Annotated in this window: 9 protein-coding genes; 1 reads left to right on the forward strand and 8 read right to left on the reverse strand. The window is 62.2% G+C overall.

Annotated elements, in window-relative coordinates:
• Nucleotides 1-36: 36 nt before the first annotated feature.
• The 5 genes from QM649_RS01295 to QM649_RS01315 form a co-directional block, all read right to left on the reverse strand.
• On the reverse strand, nucleotides 37-1314 hold the full coding sequence (locus QM649_RS01295) for a triple tyrosine motif-containing protein (RefSeq protein ID WP_415197186.1): 1278 nt from the start codon (nucleotides 1312-1314) through the stop codon (nucleotides 37-39).
• Nucleotides 1311-2624, reverse strand: coding sequence for an MFS transporter (locus tag QM649_RS01300; RefSeq protein WP_415197187.1), 1314 nt, complete (start codon nucleotides 2622-2624; stop codon nucleotides 1311-1313). The genes QM649_RS01295 and QM649_RS01300 overlap by 4 nt, the downstream gene beginning before the upstream one ends.
• A gap of 439 nt (nucleotides 2625-3063) precedes the next feature.
• Nucleotides 3064-3501 (reverse strand): hypothetical protein, encoded by a 438-nt coding sequence (locus QM649_RS01305; RefSeq protein WP_415197188.1) that lies wholly within the window; start codon nucleotides 3499-3501, stop codon nucleotides 3064-3066.
• Between the two features lie 452 nt (nucleotides 3502-3953).
• A complete protein-coding gene (locus QM649_RS01310) occupies nucleotides 3954-5315 on the reverse strand; it encodes an alkaline phosphatase family protein (protein ID WP_415197189.1) in 1362 nt (453 codons plus the stop codon).
• Between the two features lie 268 nt (nucleotides 5316-5583).
• Nucleotides 5584-6918 carry a helix-turn-helix domain-containing protein gene (locus QM649_RS01315; protein ID WP_415197190.1) on the reverse strand — a complete coding sequence of 445 codons (1335 nt, stop codon included), beginning with the start codon at nucleotides 6916-6918 and terminating at the stop codon, nucleotides 5584-5586.
• Nucleotides 6919-7188: 270 nt separating this feature from the next.
• Here QM649_RS01315 and QM649_RS01320 point away from each other — a divergent pair, with 270 nt between their 5' ends.
• Nucleotides 7189-10788 carry a carboxypeptidase regulatory-like domain-containing protein gene (locus QM649_RS01320; RefSeq protein ID WP_415197191.1) on the forward strand — a complete coding sequence of 1200 codons (3600 nt, stop codon included), beginning with the start codon at nucleotides 7189-7191 and terminating at the stop codon, nucleotides 10786-10788.
• A 138-nt stretch (nucleotides 10789-10926) separates the two neighbouring features.
• Here the strand turns inward: QM649_RS01320 and QM649_RS01325 are convergent, their stop codons facing one another.
• From QM649_RS01325 to QM649_RS01335, 3 genes are all read right to left on the reverse strand, one after another.
• A complete protein-coding gene (locus QM649_RS01325) occupies nucleotides 10927-12009 on the reverse strand; it encodes a glycoside hydrolase family 76 protein (protein WP_415197192.1) in 1083 nt (360 codons plus the stop codon).
• 29 nt (nucleotides 12010-12038) lie between these two features.
• Nucleotides 12039-14354, reverse strand: coding sequence for a GH92 family glycosyl hydrolase (locus QM649_RS01330; RefSeq protein WP_415197193.1), 2316 nt, complete (start codon nucleotides 14352-14354; stop codon nucleotides 12039-12041).
• 151 nt (nucleotides 14355-14505) lie between these two features.
• Nucleotides 14506-18885: a glycoside hydrolase family 38 C-terminal domain-containing protein gene (locus QM649_RS01335; RefSeq protein ID WP_415197194.1), complete on the reverse strand. Its 4380-nt coding sequence runs from the start codon at nucleotides 18883-18885 to the stop codon at nucleotides 14506-14508.
• Nucleotides 18886-18995: the final 110 nt, after the last annotated feature.

Here is an 18995-nt window from a genome sequence, read left to right on the forward strand (position 1 = left end):
CTGACGACTGCAGCAGCAATGAAAATCCGTCTCGGTTTAGAGACCGATCCATGGAACGACCTGCTGCTGCCCGGAAGGCTGGTGGATTTTGTTGAAGCTTACCGTGACTGTGACCTCGGTGCCGCTGGAGGCCGCGCTGTTAAGACGGAACTGGCCGCCCAGCTTGCGGGCGCGCTCTTCCATCACAGAGATTCCGAAGTGCCCGGTGCGGGCCGTCGCGTCGTAAGGCTGAAAGCCCTGCCCGTTGTCGCGCACGCTCAGGCAGAGCGAGCCGCTTTCATAGCGCAGATCGACATGGATCAGCGACGAGCCGCTGTGACGGATAGCGTTCGACACCGCTTCCTGCCCAATGCAGACGAGATGATGCACCGCGCCGGGCGCGATCGGAATCTCGCTGCCATGCACCTCGACCATGGTGGAGATGCCCTCAGGCTGGCGATGAGCTCCCAGCGCCTCGGTCAGCGCTTCGGAGAGCGATGTCGTAATTGTCGTCGCGTTGCGCAGATCCCAGATGATGCGCCGCGCCTCGGCCTGGCAGTGCGCCGCCATGCTGCGCGCCAGCTCGCATGCGGAGGCTGCCGCACCCTGCTCGCCGCTCTCACTGCGAAAGAGTTTCGCAGTCGCTTCAAGCTGCCAGGAGACGGCGGCGAGGCCAGCCATCAGCGTGTCATGGCAGTCGCTGGCGATGCGGTTGCGCTCTTCCATGATCACGCCCATCTGCCCTTTGAGCAGCTGGTCATGCTGGCGCAGAAGCTGTGCCGCGATCACGAGCACGATGACGCCGATCAGCACATACGCATACCAGGTCTGGTAGAAGAACGGCTTTTGCTCAACATGCAGCACGGCCTCGGGAGAAGACCATCCACTCTGCGGCGAGCGTGCCTGCACCTCAAAGCGATAACTGCCCGGAGGCAGGCGGCGATAGTGCGCCAGCGTACCGCGCGTTTCTGTCCAATCGGCATCGTAATCGTCCAGGCGATAGCGAAAGACCGTGCCCTCGACTGCGGGCGAAGCAGCAAAGAAGAAGACCAGCTCGGCGCGGCCTGCTTCCACCACAATGTTCGATTCGGATTTCGCGGCCGAGGACAGCAGTTCGCTGGTGGTGCTCCAGCCGAGGATACGCGCCTGCACAGGCGCTGCCTGCGGCGTCGATCTTGCAGGGGCCAGGTGAGCTGGGCTTGCCTGCGACACGACCGGGATCGCTGCCTGCGCAAACGCCAGGCATGCGGAGGTGAAGACCACCGTAAGCAACATCCAGCAGATGCGCCGCATATCCCAATAGAGCAACATAAGCGGAGCCGCCGCGCAACTCATGCCAGCTCGTGCTCTGGCTCGGCCGTCACCAGCGCGCGCTCCGGATGCACCATCAGCCAGCAGACGCCGCCCAGCACAGCCATGCCCGCGGCTGCTGCGAAAGAGCTCGTCCAGCCGAAACGCTGCGCGATCCACGGCGTAAGCGATGCGGTGAGCGCGCCGCCAAACTGGCCGCCCATGTTTACGAAGGAAGAGAAGACGCCGGAGCTGGCTCCGGCGATGTCGACGGACACCGACCAGAATGAGCTCTGCGACATGTAGAGCGAGCCTGCTCCCACGGCAAGGATGATGCCGGCCAGCGCCGGGCTCGCGACATGCGAGCCAAAGACGAGAAAGGCGCCGGTGAGCAGCATCGCCGCGGAGGCAAGATAGCAGCGGCCCACGCGCAGGCTGAAGCGGCGCGACAGGCGGTCGGAACTCCATCCGCCTACCAGGCTGAAGACGGTCATGCACAGGAAGGGCAGCATGGCGTAGCGTGCGCTGGCATGCATGTCGAAATGCCGCACCTGCGCCATGTAGAGAAAGAACCAGCTGAAGTAGACCCAGGCGATATAGCCGAAGCTGAAGTAGCCCATCATGAGCGCAGCCAGGTCTCCGCGGGTCACGATGGCGCGCAGCGAGATACGCGGCGCGGTGCCCGCCATGCTCGGCGAAACATTCGCGTAAGAGATGCCCTCGCGAATCTCCTGCCGCTCGCGGCGCGAGACGCCAAGGTGCTGCTCCGGCGTATCGCGGGCGAAGATCCACCACACCAGCGCCGCGATGAAGCCGACTCCGGTGCTGAACCAGAAGGCCGAGCGCCAGCCGTAATCGACGATGAGCCATGTGAGAAGAGGTGGTGTAAGCCCGCTGCCCGCGCCGACTCCGGCGAAGATAAGCCCGTTGACGAAGCCGCGCTCCTGCTGTGGAATCCATCGCGCCACGAACTGGTTCGCCGCCGGATACACCACGGCTTCGCCCGCTCCCAGCATGAAGCGGATGCAGATGAACAGCAGCAGCGCATGCGAAAGCGTGGAAGGCAGCGTCGCAGTCAGCGCCGTGGCCACGCACCACCATGTCACACCGAAGGCGAGCACCGCGCGCGGACCATACTTCGCGGACAGGATGCCGGCGGGTATCTGGAAGCCGGCATAGCCGACGAGAAATGCGGAGAAGATCCAGCCGAGCTTCTGATTGTTCAGCCCATACTCGTGCAGTATCTGCAGCCCTGCGATCGAGATGTTTGTGCGGTCCAGGAAAGCTACACCACTCAGCACGAAAAGCCAGAAGGCAAGAAAGAATCTGACCCTGGTGCTCCGTTCAGCGGACATCCTCATCTCCTCGACAATCCTCGGCCGCTCCGGGAGTGCAACGCGGAGAGCGCATCCCCGCAGCATCACAACGATACGCGAAGCCTAGCGGCTCTCTGCACAGCCGTTCCGGCCGCCCCTGCGATCACGCAATATTCCAGTGAACTCCCGTAGGCTTTTTGCACTGTATCGCAAGCAGCCGTGCCTTCGCGCTACGTCGCTAGGTCATTTGCTTTAGGAATGGAAAGGATTTTTACAGCGCTGCAGAAATGCCGTGCCATCGCTCGGCGCTTCGAGGACCGGATATGGGCAATCGGTAGAGGCGGCCGGGAAGATGAGGCCTGCGGCAAAATGCGCGCGGAGGATGCGCGAAAGAAGAGAGTGAAACCCATCGCAGCGGGAATGCATGCCCGGCTGCGCGAGCGGAAAGCTCAGGCAGCCGGATGTAAATCCGTGAAGGTTAGTGCATCCACTTCTTGCGCAGCAGCTCTTCGCTGAGCTCGGGCTGCGCGACCGTTGCAGCAAGCGCAGGCGAGACACTCGCGGCCAGGGCTTTCTCCTGCGCGCGGCGAACCGCCTCGGGAGAGACCACCACCGGTCCGGCCGGCACCGCATGCGTCAGCGCGGACGGAGTCGCAATCACCGCCTCTGCTGCCCGCGTGTTCTTGCGGCGGCGCGGAGCGGCTGCCCGGGTCTTGACGGCCCGGCGCACCTTCTTCACCGCCGGAATGCGAACCGGCGCAGCCTTTGCGCGGCTCTTCGCGGCTTCCTTCTCTGCGATCTCCAGCGTCAGCTTCGCCGCACGCGAGCGGCCTCCCGACAGGAGCAGCTGCTTTGCCTGCTGGAGCAGGGCTATTTCCATTTCAACGTATCGAATGATGTCTTCGTACAGCTCCATGCCTGTCCCCTGACTTTCCTGGCGCGCGGCAGGCGATCGGCAGCCTGATGCGTGCCTCTCCCCTCCGTGCATTGCGCGCCGGCTCACCTGAAAGTGGCGGCCTGAGCGCGGGCCCGTGCATCCGGCGATTTTCCTCCTGCGGCCTGCGACGGTTCTCTTTCGAGATAGACGAAGACACACGTTCGCTATTCTCAAACCGGTCTCCCGCCGTCTCCTTCTTAGAAGGCAAACGCCGGGCGGCGTAAGCAAAGGGTCAAGAGCCCTTATGCCGGATGCTTATAGGAGAAGTATACGAAAGTACATGGAGAACTACACATCCAAATGGTTACCAGGAGGTGACTTATGGGTTATGCCATGCCTTTTCTCGCGACAGATTGTCCCTGGAAAATACGATGCGACCGGTCTGCACACAGGCATCCGGCCGCATTTGCTTCACATGTTCAGGGAAATTACTAACGCAGAATCTCCGAGAGCGGAGCTTCGTTTTTCGGCATGTTCACGCCGAGAATCTCCGCGATGGTCGGCTCCACGCGCAGGTTGGGGAAGACCGGCAGTTTCACGCCTGGCTTGATCGCCACGCCCGAGGCCACAAACAGCGCCTGCATCTCCGGCATCGTGTTCAGGTATCCGTGCGCACCGCGCTCGGGATTCTCCGTCACCACCGTCGGGGCTACACCTTCTCCGAAGGCGTAGCCCGGTTTCGCCACGAGATAGAGCTGCGGCGCCTGTCCGGTGACCTCATCCGAGGGGATGCCGATCGCACGCGCCTCTTCGTTCGTGTACACGCCGGCCACGCCTTCGAGCGCCGCGAGCTTCGGCTTCAGCTCGGACTCGAGCTGCGCACGCTTCGCCTTGTCGCGGATGTAGACATAAGCCGCGCCGCCTTCAGCCAGCAGTTGCGCGTCGCCGGTCGTGTGCTTGCCGCTGCCCTGCGCCACGCCCGCATCCACCAACGCATTCTCTACGTGGATGGTCTTGGTGTAGCTCGCGAATCCATGATCCGAAGCAATGACAAACGTCGTGCGATCCGCAAGGCCAGCCTTCTTCACGGCCTCGACGACACGCGCCAGGCAGTGATCCGCATTAGCATAAGCTTCGTAGCCAGCTGCGGACATCGCCCCGTACTCATGCTGCAGGGTATCGGTCTGGAGCAGGTGGAAGAGCAGCAGATTGGGCCGGTGCTTCTCGACGATATCCACCGCCGCATCCGTCCAGATCTCGTCGCGCCACGCCGCGCTGCTGTCGTCGCCGAAGTGCTCGAGCTGGTCGGCCGTCACCAGGCCCTGCGCGATCAGCTCCTGCGAGATCACGTCATTCAGCTTCGGCGCCTCGTCGAACTTCCACGTCACGCCCTTCGCGCCGTAGATCGCCACCCAGTCGACCTGAGCCGTCGTCAGTCCCTTTTCCGTGGCGGCTTCGTAGAGCGTGCGCGCGTCCACCAGCTTGTCCTTGTCCACCCATGGCTGCACCTCGGGAGCGCTGCCATCTTCCGGCACCACGATGTGTCCGTTGGCCAGCACGTGATGCCCGGTCGCGTTCACGCCGGTGATCAGCGCCGTGTGGTTCGGCCAGGTCACCGAGGGATTGATCGGGATCATGCCCTCGGCAGCGGCGCCGGAGGCGGCGAGCGCACGCAATGTCGGCATCGGCAGCCGCGGATCCTTGAGAGCCCTCGCCGGAAACCCATCGATGGTCACCACGATCACGACCGGCGCGCGGTCGGAAGAGGAGGTTTGGGCGGAGGCAGGCACAGCGGCGGGCAAGCTCGCGAGCAGCAAAGCCGCAAGCAGGGGGGACCGGAACAATCTCTTCAATTCGTAACCTTTACTGTGACAGATTCTAAGTCAACTCTTGCGACAAATCCTAAGTCAGCTATCGTGACAAATTCCAGGGTCAGCGTCTTATGACTCATCCAATAGGCAGCTGGACCGCGCACGCGGACATCCCGAAAGAGAGACGCGAAGCTCCCTCTTCTGGACGCAGCCCTTTCGTCGGAGGATAGACGGCAAGATGCGCACGCGCAAGTCCCGGACGGTCCATCGACGGGCCCGGCGTGTTACATGGAGATGAAAAACGGCGTCTTCAGTGCGTGCGGTAGGCCACAATCTCCGAGTGCGATGCGCTGCCGTCGAGACTGCGTGAGCGCAGAAGAATCTCGAAGTGCGGCAGTGTGCCGTCCTTGCGCATGATCTTCTCGAGGAACGGCTCGAAGTCGCTGTCCTCGAAAAGAAAATCGCTGATGGCCTCGGTGCCGGCCACGGCCGTGCCTTCGATCAGCAGCGCGTTGCCGCTGCCGCTCAGGTTCGGCATGTAAGCCAGCAGCCCGTACTCATATGCCGATGACTGGTAGTACGGCAGCTCCCCGGCCTGCGGAGCATGGTTCAGAAAGCCCCGCTCGCCCTTCTCCAGATCGTTGTGCAGCACGAAGTTCATCTGCGGCTCGAAGAGCTCGATCCAGGGGTTCGCGTCCTGCGAACCGGAGAGAATCACGTTCGCGTTCTTGAGATCGTTCGCATGCACATCCCGTGCGTACCGGATGCTGTAACCGCCCGGACGGACGCCCGGCGCGTGCGTGAGACGGTCGAAGAGCTCCAGGTCCACGAACGAGGTGTAACGGCGGCTGGCGACATCGAGCACCACGTTCCTCGGCAGCTTCGTCCCGGCCAGCTGGCGGTCAAAGTTCCGATCCATGTAGTCACTCAGCGAGCTGTTCTGCCCGGTGAGCCCATGGAGCATCACCAGCCCGCTGTCAGCGGCGATCAGCAGCGTGGGGCTCTTGCCGGGAAACATGCTCGACCAGAGCGCCGTGCGGCCGCGCTGCATCGGCTGCAGTTGCAGCGCAACGCCTCCTTCGCGGCCGGAGCCGGTCAGCAGCGTCGCCAGCAGCCCGAGGCAGGCCACCAGCAACCCTGCGGAGATCATCCGCAGCCGGCGGCGGCTGGCTTCCAGCGCCGTGACCGCGTTCTTTTCCGAAGTCTTTTCCGGCGCGGCCACCGGCTCAGCAGATGCAGGCTTTGCCTCGGATCCGAGCTGCAGATCGGAGACCGCTTCGAAGACGGGCACGTAGCTTCCGCGCGGGATCAGGATCCGCAGCCGCTCCTTTGCGCCCTCTTCCTTGAAGTACGCTTCCAGCTTCTGCCGCAGGCGCAGCATGTGCGAGCGCACGATGGTGTCTGCCGTGGGGTCGAAGCTCCGCGTCCGTTCGAAGACCTCGGCAGCAATCCGCTGCTCGGTCAGCAGAAGATCCTGCCCCTGGAGGCTTCGTTCGCAGAGGTAGAGCAGCAGATCGGGTAACCGGGATGAGCGGGCAAAGGCGGGCGATCCCGTCACACGCATCACCAGTTGCCAGCGTTCATCCTTCTCGAGGTCGCTCGCCTGCACTACCGGCTGCGCCTTCTCTGCCTCAATCCGCGTCATACTCCAACCATTTCCAGCCTACAGCCCGAGCGTGAAATTGTGATGAACGATACTCCCATCATCACCCAATAAGTCTATTCATTTCAATTATGTACATCCATGTTGCAGATTGTTCTGCAACATGTTTCGCCGCGTGATTTCACCGCTGCAATGCAACCGGCCTTGCTACTGCTTGAATCAGCGCAGTCCGCGCCGGCGTACACGGCCCCGAAAGCGGCCGGTTACGCATACACCGCCTCTCCAATTCATTTCGTCATCGAGGAAAGAATCATGCGAAACCTTCTGCTTCAGCTGAGGACCGGGCGCGCGCTCGTCCCCTGTCTGTTGCTTCTGTCGTTTTTGGGCCTTTGCCGCAATCTCAGCGCGCAGGAATTCCGCGCGACTCTGACCGGTGTCGTCACTGACGAATCCGGCGCCGTAATGGCCAAGGCGGATGTTCTCGCCATCAATAACGCCACACAGCAGACCTATAAGTCCGAAACCAATAACAAGGGAACATACTACATTCCCTACGTGATCCCCGGCGAGTACACCCTCAAGGTGAGCGCTGCCGGATTCGACACCCAGGTTCAGGACAACGTCCTGCTCCAGGCCAGCGAGTACCGCGGCGTGAACATCACCATGCACGTCGGTGCGGTCACGCAGAATGTCACTGTCTCCGATGCGCCTCCGCTTCTGAACACGGCCAGCGGCTCCGGCAGCACGGTTCTCTCCCAGCAGGAGATCGAAAGCGCTCCGCTGCAGGGACGCCAGATCTACTCCCTGCTCAGCACCACGCCGAGCACCCAGTACACCACCACCAATGTTGCCGGTTCCACCGCCAACAGCTACGCCGTAACCAATGCCTATGTGGTGGGCGGCGGCGTGGGCGGCTACCAGCAGTTCACCCTGAACGGCACCAACATCACCGCGCAGAGCACCGGCGGCGCAGGTGAGTGGGAGTTCTCCCCGAACGTGGACGCGCTGCAGGAAGTCACCGTCATGACGAACACCTACGATGCCCGTTACGGCCGTACCGGCAACGGCACCATCGACATGGTCGTCAAGAACGGCACCAACCAGTTCCACGGCAACCTCTACGAGTACATCGAAAACACCGTTTTCAACGCCAACAGCTTCACCAACAACGAAACCGGCACCAAGCGCCAGGCGACGCGCCAGAACCAGTTCGGCGGCACCATCGGCGGTCCCATCGTCAAGAACAAGGTCTTCTTCTTCGGCAGCTACGAAGGCTATCGCCAGGATCTGCCCGATACGCTGCTCACCAGCGTGCCGACGGCGGCCATGCGTCCGACCAATGGCGGCAATGCCGACTTCAGCGGCACCGGCTACACCATCTATGACCCCACGACCACGACCTGCACCGTGGCCGGCGGCACGCTGGGCAACTGCGCCGGCGACGCCTACACCCGTACCGCGTTCGCGAACAATATCATTCCGGCAAGCCGCATCAACGCGATCGGCGCCGCGGTCCTGAACCTCTATCCGCTGCCGAACCTCAACACCACCAACGACCAGAACAACTACCTGGCCAACACCCCCGAGCAGACCAACTGGAACCAGGAGATGGTCCGCGTCGACTACAACACCTCGCCGAACATGCGCTGGTACTCGCTGTTCACCATGCAGCACGGCACCCAGTATCAGAACGAAAACGGCTTCACCGGCGTGGCCGAATACGGCAACATCAACGCCACCCACGACCAGTACACCGCGGCGCAGGACTTTACCTGGACCCTTTCGCCTACCACGCTGCTGGACGCCAAGGCTTCGTTTGCCCGCTACTTCCTGTCCTCGCCCAACGGCGAGTTTTCAGAGGCGCAGGCTCCGAGCACCCTCGGCCTGACCATGCCGTCGATTCCGACCAGCACCCTCAAGGATCTGCCGGAATTCACGACCTCGCAGTACTACCCGCAGGTGGTTGGCAACGTGCTCACCTCCGGCACCTATGACGACATCGGCCTCGCAATCGACCTGACCAAAGAGTGGGGCCAGCATGCCTTCCACTTCGGCGGCGATTATCACCACTTCGACCACGGCACCCCCGGCCAGGCCGGCTACGCCAACGGCGAATTCGAGTTCGGCACCACCTTCACCGAACAGAATCCGACCGAGTCCGCTCGCACGACCGACGGTTTCGATATCGCCGACATGCTGCTTGGCAATCCGGCCAGCGGCGGCGTCCAGTGGAATCCGCAGACCTTCACCTACTATCCGGCGTGGGATCTTTACGCGCAGGATGACTGGCGCATCCGCAAGAACCTGACCCTGAACATCGGCATCCGCTATGACGTCCAGCTTGGCGCCGAAGCCCGTGGCAACGCCATCAACCGTGGTTTCTGCACCACCTGCATCAACTCGGTCAGCAGCAACTCCACCTACCAGTCCAACCTGGCGGCCGATGCCGCGGCTCTCAGCTCCGCCAATATCGACACCACCAACCTGCAGTCCGTCTACGGCGGCATCCAGTTTGCCGGCGCCAACGGTCAGCCTGCACGCGCCTACAACACGCAGTGGAACAACTTCGCTCCGCGTTTCGGCTTCGCGTGGCAGCTCGACCCGCTGACCGTTATCCGCGGCGGCTACGGCATGATGTGGTCCTTCGGTCTGGAAAACGGCACCTACACCGGTTTCGACGAAACCACCAGCTACGATGCCTCGAACAACGGCGGCCTGACCTCGTCGGGCTACTTTGCGGCGGGCAACCCCTTCCCCAACGGTGCGCAGCAGGCCGCCGGCGCCGCGGGCGGCGACCAGACCGCTATCGGCAACACGGTGTCGATGGACTTCCCGCAGCGTCGCATCCCTTACTCCCACATGGCCTCGCTCGGCTTCCAGCGCGCGCTGCCTGACCAGATGACCCTCGACGTGCGCTATGCCGGCGACTACGCCTACAACGTGCGCGTTTCGACCGTGCTGAACGCCGTCAACTCCACCCAGCTCCAGAAGGCGATCGCTGACCCGAACTACTTCAGCCAGCAGGTCGTGAACCCCTACTCCGGCGTTCTGCCGTCTACCTCCACCATCGGCTCTTCGTCCACCATTCAGGCCCTTACCCTGATGCAACCCTACTCCGAGTTCGGTGAAGTGGCCTGGGATGCGGCGCCTCTCGGCCGCAACCTCTACAACGCCCTCGAAGTGAAGCTCGACAAGCGCCTGGGCGGCCCGGAACAGCTCGCCTTCCAGCTGGCTTACACCTGGTCGAAGACCATGACTGCCAGCGGCTTTGAAAACTCCTACCCGTATCAGGATCCGAAGCTCCGCTACCAGATCGGTCCTGACGATCGCACCAACATCCTTTCCTTCACGTCGCAGCTGCATCTGCCTTTCGGCCGTGGACAGCGCCTCTTCAGCGGCGTCAACAATTTCGTCAACGAAGTCATCGGTGGCTGGCAGCTGAGCTCTATCCTCTCGGCTGAGGGCGGCTTCCCGGTCTCGCTCGACAACAGCTACTACTACGACTGCAACCATAGCTTCCGTCCGGAAGGCGGCACGTCGCTGAAGAGCTACATGTACAACAACTTCGACGACAACACGTCGGCCGGTATCGGCTGCTACGCGAAGATTCCCACCTACGGGCTGAAGACACTCGACAGCCGCACCTCGGTGATCCGCGACCCAACCGCACCGAACCTCGACGCAACCCTGCAGAAGACCTTCCCGATCAAGGAAGGCTACAAGCTGACCTTCCGCGCGGATGCCTTCAACCTGACCAACTCGGTGCTCTTCCCGGCTCCGGATGACAACCCCTCCGACGGCGCGGCGAAGTTCGACGCGACCACCGGCGGCTATACCGGCTACGGTACGGTTTCGCTCACGCAGCAGAACAACCCCCGTATCCTGCAGTTCGCCCTCAAGCTGGGCTTCTAACCCTCCCCCAAACCGCAACACAAGCAGCAGAGGCGTGGCCGATGGCCACGCCTCTGCTGTTTTCACCTATATATATGGATACCGGATGGCTGCCAGGTCCCGCGGCTCATGCTGTTGGAGACGCAGGAAGCTCTCCCGTTACTGCAGCGCCTCTGCCGCCACCAAGGCATCGAGTGCCGAGCTCTGCGAGCTGGCATCCGCATCGCCATACGGCGTAGCCCACACCACGCCCAGGTGATACTCCGGGGCCTTCGCATCTGCCCAGATGCTGTCGGCATTCCTCTGCACGAACTCGCCGTACCCAGGCACCTTCGCACGCCCGTTCAGCTCGCGCAGGTTGCGCACAAAGATGCCCTTGAACTGCGAGCCGTCCCCGCCACACTTCGGTTCGCACGGATCGTGGAGCACACCTTCCTTTACCAGCACAGGCGATGCCATGGTCGCAGCCACAATCTTCTTCGCCTCGAAGAGCAGCTCCGCATCGTGATGTTTCCGGCTCAGCTCCGTAAGACCTCCCAGCACCACGCCCTGGTTATAGCTCCAGGTCGTCTCGTGATTGTTCTCGCACTTCGCGTTGAGGCCATCGTTGACGAGGCCTTCGCTGTTGATCATCCCCGAGCCGGCGAACCACTTCCACTCGCGCTCCGCTGTTTCGAGATACTCTTTCCGATCCGCACGGCTCTTCGCGCGTGTCGCCAGGTGTGCGGCGACCGATAAGTACAGCTCATTCGCGATCGCGTTCTTGTACTTGCGCTCCTTGCTCCACCAGATGCCGCCGCCGCAGGTGTCGCTCCAGCCTCCGCTCATATCCTTGAAGATCGACTCCGCCATCGCCAGATACTCCGGACGATGCGTCACGTCATAGGCGCCGATCCAGGCAAGCGCCCACCAGCCTTCATCGTCGTAGTAATCGTTGATGAAGGCCGCATACTTCTTCGGGCCCATCTGAAAGGTGTTTGCAAAGACGGGATCGAATGCATGCGAGTGTTCGATCTTCGCTTCATCCGTCAGCGTGGTGATGGCGTTCGCCGAGTTCCACCATCCTGTCGTCTTATAGAGACCCGTCTGCTCGTCATACCAGCCCTGCAGCGCCTTCGTCGCCAGCTGCACCCGCTCTTGCGGAGATGCGGCGCTGCCTTGCGCCATGCCTGGTGTCGCTGCACCCAAAAGAAAAGCAGCGGCACCGATACCGGCGACGCTGCGAAGAAGAATCCTGAACATGAACATCGAACTCCTTATCTATAGTCCGGCTACTTCGGCTGCGACATCGAGGGAGGCGCATCTTCGGGGGCGCTGCCCCACTTCTCATTCGGGCTGGGCCCCATCGTCAACACCAGCTTCGCACCATTCTCGATATCCGAGTGGCTGAACCACGGCTTGTTCCATGGCTTGCCATTCAGGGTCGCAGACTGGATATACATGTTCTTCGCCGAGTTGTTCTTCGCAATCACGGTGAAGTCGTGCCCGTTGCCCATGTGGATCGTGGCCTCATCGAAGATAGGGCTGCCCATAATATAGTTCGGACTCGAGGGGTCGACCGGATAGAAGCCGAGGGCGCTCATCACGTACCACGAAGCCGTCGAACCCTGGTCGTCCATGCCCGGGAAGGCATAGCCCGTCTTGTCGCTGCCATACATCAGCGCCAGGATCTCGCGCGCGAGCTTTTGCGTCTTCCACGGCTGGCCGCCCCAGTCGTAGTAGTACGCAGCCTGCTGATCCGGCTGATTGCCCTGCACGTACTGCCCGATCACCCCCGTGCAGTCACGGCAGATCCCCTTCGCCGTGTACGGAGTCGAAAAGAACTCATCCAGCTTCGCATCGAACTTCTCGCGTCCGCCCAGCAGATTCTCGAGCCCCTGCACATCGTGCGGCACCAGCCACAGCGTCGACCAGCCCGAGCCTTCCTTCATCATGAAGTTGTAGTACGGCTCCCTGGGATCGAAGGGCGAGATGAACTTGCCGTCCTCTGTTTTGCCACGCATGAAGCCGACCGAGGGATCGAAGACGTTCTCATAGTTATGCGCGCGCTTCAGGAACATCTGGTAGTCGTCTTCCTTGCCCAGCCGCTTCGCGTAGAGCGCCATCGCGTAGTCGTCCCACGCATACTCGAGCGTGGTGGCTGCGCCGGCGTTGCCTCCTGCATACGGCGGGCTCGGATTGCCCGGCGGAATCACATCCGGAATCCACCCCTGCTGAAGATACGGCTCTAAATGCCCACGCGGCCCCTTCGGATCCATCGCGTTTTTGCGCAGATACTCATACACGCTCGCGTAATCGAACTTGAGTCCGCGCTCCCAGTCTCCGAGATACATGAAGACCGCGTTATCCCCATGGAATGAAGTCGCCATGTAGCCGCGCTCTTTTGCACGATCCAGTTCGGACTGCAGCACATCAAGCTTCATCTGCGGCTCAAGCAGCGTGAGCAGCACGATCTGGTTGCGGCCCGTATCCCAGAAGGGCACCTCGCTGTAGCGGTCATACGCGACGGTCTCTTCCTTGCCGCGATCCGGCCCGCGCCGCACGATGAGCTCATCGCCCTTCTTCGCTTCGAGCCGAGGGCTTGCGTAGGAGTGATAGAGGCAGGAGTAGAAGAGCATGCGCTCCTTCTCCGTGCCGCCTTTCACCTCAATCGCATCGAGTTTCGGCTTCCATGCCTCTTCCGCCGCGTGATGCACGCGGTCGAAGTCCCATCCAGGATCTTCCGCCTTCAGCCGGGCTTCGGCTTCGTCATAACTGGTCGCGCTCGCGACCTTCACCAGCACCGGCTCGTTCGCCGTCGCCGCAAACTGCAGGTAAGCACCGGCAAAGTTGCCTTCAATCGTCTTTTCGTCCGGATCGACTTCATCCCAGCCGATCATGTCCCCGGAGTCCGGTCTTTGCGGCGGATGCTGCTTAAAGACGCCGAATTTCGCGAAGGGCTTCGAGAACTCCGCAACGAAGAAGTGGCCGTCGCGCCCCTTGCCGCGCACCGTATGGTCATCGATAACCTCGATCTCACCACCGCCGTGCCCGAGATCCAGCAGCACATGCGAATCTTCGCTCTCCGGAAAAGTGAAGCGGAAGAGGCTGGTCCACGTGGTCGCCGTCATCTCCGCCTGCGTGTGGAAGTCGTCGAGATACACACCGTAATAGCCCGGCGAAGACTTCTCGCGCGCCTTGTCATAGACGGAGGCGCTGCGCTCCGGAGGCACGGTGAAGGTGCCGACAACCGGCATGATCGTTGGTCCGCCTTCGCCGGTGGTGAAACCGTACATCATGCGATTGGGATAGAAGTATTCCGCGCGCACACCCGCCGGATAATTCACGTCGAGGTTTGCGTTCACCGGGCCCACCCACGTCGAGCTGTGCGGCAGCATCGCCGACGGAGACGTAAAGCCCGAGTAGAGCTGCTCACCCGGAGGCGGCGCGTTGCCGATCAGCTTCCGCTGGTCGAGCGGCGCTGTGCCTACCAGGCCATTCGCATAGGCAACCGGGGTCTTCGCATCTTGCGCCAGCGCCACGTTGCAACACAACGACGCCACCATCAGCAGGCCCGCGCCTGCCAGCGAACGGGGGGAATGTCCCATCACGGCAACTCCTCACATCTTGTCACACATATGGTTACAAAACGGAAGCGGCTCACGGGAGAGTAACGGAACCGCTTCCAAAAAGGAATCCAGAGCTGAAAAATGGCCGCCGGTCTCCCCAAAACCCAAAGACCGGCGGCCTGCGGAATGATTACTTGACCGGCACCAGCGTTATGCCCAGCACCACGACATTGCGATTACCCGGCAGCGTCACGCTCTTCACCGACTTGCCGCCATCGAGCGGGAAGCTGTACGCGAAGAGGTGAAACGGGCCCCCATCCTTGCCGCCGTCGGTTGTCACGCGGTAGGCCATCTCGGCCGCCGGCGACTCACCCTTCTGGCCACCGTCGCTCGCCCAGTCGCTGATGTTCTGCGAGAAGACGGACGAGGTGCCATCGGTATAGGTCACGGTGAAGACCTGCCGCTTTTGCGTGCCTTCCACACCGGTGGCCAGCACCTTAAGGGCCGTGTACTTGCCTTCCGGCAGAGCCACTGTCTTGTTCGCAACCGCATCCGGAGCATTCGGCGGTCCGAGATGGAAGACCACGTCCGCGCCTACAGGATCGGTGCCGAGCGCTTCGGTCGAGAGAGCGCAGCAATCGTCGTCGAGGCTCACTGCGCTGTCGAACTTCGTGCCGTCCTTATAGATGCCCGTCACGTTATACGACGAGGAGAGATCGACCGGCACTGCGCCCTTCACCACCTCGGTCACCGTCAGCTCGATCGTCGTCGTATGCGCGACATCGCCCGCGGCCGCCGAAATTGTAACCGTGGAGGTTGCAGGTGCAGCCGAGGACGAAGCCGTCAGCGTCAGCACGCTGCTGCCCTTCGTCGTCGCCGGCTCGAAGCTTGCCGTCACACCCTCGGGAAGACCCGACGCTGTGAGCGAGATATCGCTATCGAAGCTGCCGCGCGGAAGGATCAGCACATGGCTCTTCACCGAGCGGCCCTGCGAGACCGAAGTCTTTGCAGGCGCCGTCAGTGAGAAGTCCGGTGCACCCGCGTTGGGGGAGGGCAGCACATCATACAGCGGCTGCACCGGCTTCACTTCAGGGTTTTCTTCCGCGACCGAAACGGCCAGCACGCGGATCTTGTCGTTGTCCGGCAGGGTCAGCATCTTCGCGCCCGCAGGCAGCTCGATGCTGTAGCCGAAGAGGTACGAGTATGCATACGGCACGTTCTTGCCCGCCGCATCATGATGATGGCTCGCATACCAGGCCAGCGACGCACGCTTGATGAAGCCCGGCTTCAGGCCGACCATCTCGCCGTAGTTGTCGTGCGCGTAATCATTCAGGCTCCAGATGCGGTTATCCCACTGGCCGACAAATCCGCCCCAGTCCTGGATGTTCAGCTCGGCCTTGTTCTCACCCGCGGTGAATACCGCCTTCTGGTCACCCTCGGCCGAGGCCGCCAGCACGTAGACGCGATTGTAGTGGCCGGCAGGCAGCGCAATCGACTGCCCCTTGGCCGTAACCGCATTCGGCGTGCCGGTCTTGGCAGCAGCCAGCGCGAACTTCACGCCATTGAAGGCAATCTCCTGCGGCAGCATCTCCGCAGGCAGCGCATCGCCCTTGCCATCGAAGCCACCCTGGGTGGTCGTGCCGTCATTTGTAGCCGTCGCGGTGTCATATTGCAGCGTGACCGCCTCGGACTTCACTGCGGCGACCGCCGTCTTCGATGCGGCCAGTTTCAGCGCGAAGGCACGCGGCTGATACGCGCCGAAGGACGTAACCAGCGCGCCCTCCTTCACCGTCGCCTCACCCAGCGGCTGCTCCTGTCCGTTCACCTCACGTGCAGCCACAATCGGTGCAGCGAAGTTCACCTTCACATCTTCAAGCGGCTTGCCATCGAGCTCTACCAGGCGGATGACCACCTCGTCGCTCTTCTCGGCCTTCTTCACGGCCATCACGCGCACGCGCGGGCTGCTCACCTTTACCAGCGAGAAGCTCTTGCCCAGCGTGCCTGTATGCTTCGGCGATTCGAAGCCGACCAGCGGCGCGTTCAGGCGCTGTCCCTGCCAATCGGTCTGCGCATCGCGCCATCCATCTGCGTGCCCGGCGATGCCGTAGGTGAACTCATGATGACCGATATCCTGCGAGGCTTCATCCGAATAACCACCTGAGGTGCCAGGCGTACGCAGCAGCGTGAGGCGGATGGTGTGATCGTTCGGCTTGTCCGATCCGTTCTTCGCATCCGTCAGAATCGTCGCGCCGAACTTGCCGCTGGCATCGGTGAGGTCGACCCACTGATGGCTCGGCACCTCGAACTTCTTCGGCGTTGCCGAAGGCCGCTGGATCGTGCCGATATCCCAGTTGTAGGTTGCCAGCTCATTCGAGGCCGTCAGCGGGAACTCCGCCTTGAGGTTTACCTCGCGCGAGGCCCAGTCGATCACGTTGCCGAATTCGACGCGCTTGCCCGCGTCGCCTGCGGAAAGGCTGACAGTCTGCACGAAGCGCGAGCCCGCGGTCTCACGCGAGATCTCGACGGCCACACGCACCGGGCCGTTCTCGACCACGCGAATCTTTGCCGGCCCCGACACGTACTCGCGCGGCTTCGCCTGCTCCTGGTCCCAGTCCATGTTCCAGGCCGGCCACTGCTGCGGGTTGTCATAGTTCAGCGAGAGCCGCGCCGGCGCGCGCAGCAGCTCCTGCTTCGCCTGCTTGTCGTAGATGCTCGAGACATCGCCGTGCTCGTCGATGGTGACCTTGTAGTACGCGTTCTCGAGCGAGTGCTCGCTCACACTCAGCTTCGACTCCGCAGCCACTGCGCCGGGGAGCACGTGATACACCGCATATCCGACCGAAGGCACGCTGGCCGCGAAGACCACCTTGCCGTTGACGATCTGCGCAGGCGAGGCTTTGCCATCGGCGCCGACCACATGAACTTCCTTCGGCAGACCGCCGGGGAATGCGACCTCAGCCGTGACCAGATCCTGTCGGGCGATATTTAACTCGTTAAACACAACCACGGGCACGCCCGCGCCGTCGGTATCGAGCGCTGCGGCCACGCCTTCGGTTGCGCTCTTCAGCACATCCGAGAACTGGTTCATCGCGATGACATCGTCATTCCACGCGAAGTTGTAGGCTCGCGGTGTCGCCGTGCCTGCTGCAAGATCGTGGAAGTGCGCGGCCATGGCCAGCGTCCATGCGTCGTTGAGCCGACCGATGGGATATTCGCGCGCGCCCAGCCACTGCGCCGCGACCGACGACTCCTCGGCCGCATCCGCCAGCAGCTCCTCCTTGCGGATCCAGCGCTTCTGATACGCCTGCGAGGTCAGCGATCCGGCCGAGTGATTCGTCAGCTCCATTTCGCCCGTGTAACGCGGCAGCTCCGCGACCTGCGCCGGCGTAATGTCCTTGAACATCTGGTCGGCGGTCGCCGACACCACGTGCACCGGGCCTTCGCCCACCTGCACTTCCGGACCTTCCCCACGATTGCCGCCGCGCATCATGCCGAAGCCGCCCTCGGGCAGCTGCGCCTTACCCTTGTCGACGATCTGCTCCAGCAGCTTGACCGAAGGTTCGCGCGGCGAGCCGCCCGTGTCGCCGATGCCGTAGTAGTGATAGTCGGCGAAGACGCCCGTCACCTTGCCGTTGTTGAGCACGCGCGCGGCCCAGTCCCCCTGGAAGCGCTGCAGCTCCCGCTGCTCATTGAACTCAGCAAGCGCCTGCTGTTCGCTGCGCAGCGCGAAATACTCCTTCAGATCTTCCGGGTCTTCCTTCTTTTCCTTTTGCGCCTTGACCAGCTTCGCCTCGAGCTCGCCCATGCGCTTCTCGATGTCCTGCGCGGCCGGGTTCGGCGGTTCAGGATCGAGAGGCTTGCTCAGGTCAGTGGTGATGTTGCCGTTGTATGCGCCCGGATTGAGCGCCGCCACCACCGAGCTTCCATCGGGACCGACCCACACGCCCACGTTGAACGGCGTGCCCTCCGGCGTGCGCTCGAGCGACTCCGGTCCGCCGCCCGGCGCAGAGGAGCCCCAGGTCAGCTTCTGCGTCGAGAAACCCTTCACGCCCGAGTGCGCCAGGATCGACGGCAGCGAAGCCGGGAATCCGAAGCAGTCCGGCAGCATGTACTCTTCGCTCGACTTGCCGAACTCCTTCTGGAACCACTCATTGCCATAAAGGATCTGGCGGATGATCGCCTCGGCATTCGGCGCATTCACATCGCCCTCTTCCATCGACGAGCCCGCGGGGAACCACTGCCCCGACGCCACATACTGGTCGACCTTCGCGAAGTCCTGCGGGAAGTACTCCTTCATCAGGCGATAACGGTTCGCGCCGCTGAAGTTGAAGATGTAGTGCGGATACTTTTCGAAGAGCGTGAAGTTATGCTCCATCGTGTTGCGCAGGTATTCATCGATCACCTGCGGATATTCCCACCGCCACTCCGTGTCCAGGTGCGCATAACCAACGGCGTAGAGCGTCGGCTCATTCGAGAGGTCGGGCTTCGCCGTGGATTGGGCAAACGATGCAAGGGTCAGTGTTGCAAAGGCCAGCAGCGCGGATCCGGTACGCGGACGCGGGAATCGCATGAATACTCTCCAGTAATTGTTACAAAATACCGAGGCCTGTCCGACTGTGATCTGAACAGGCGAAAACCGGGGATCGCTCCCCGGCGCATCGTGCATACGGCAACGCCGCA

This window comes from Silvibacterium sp. (genome assembly GCF_047605705.1).
Classification (GTDB): Bacteria; Acidobacteriota; Terriglobia; order Terriglobales; family Acidobacteriaceae; genus Silvibacterium.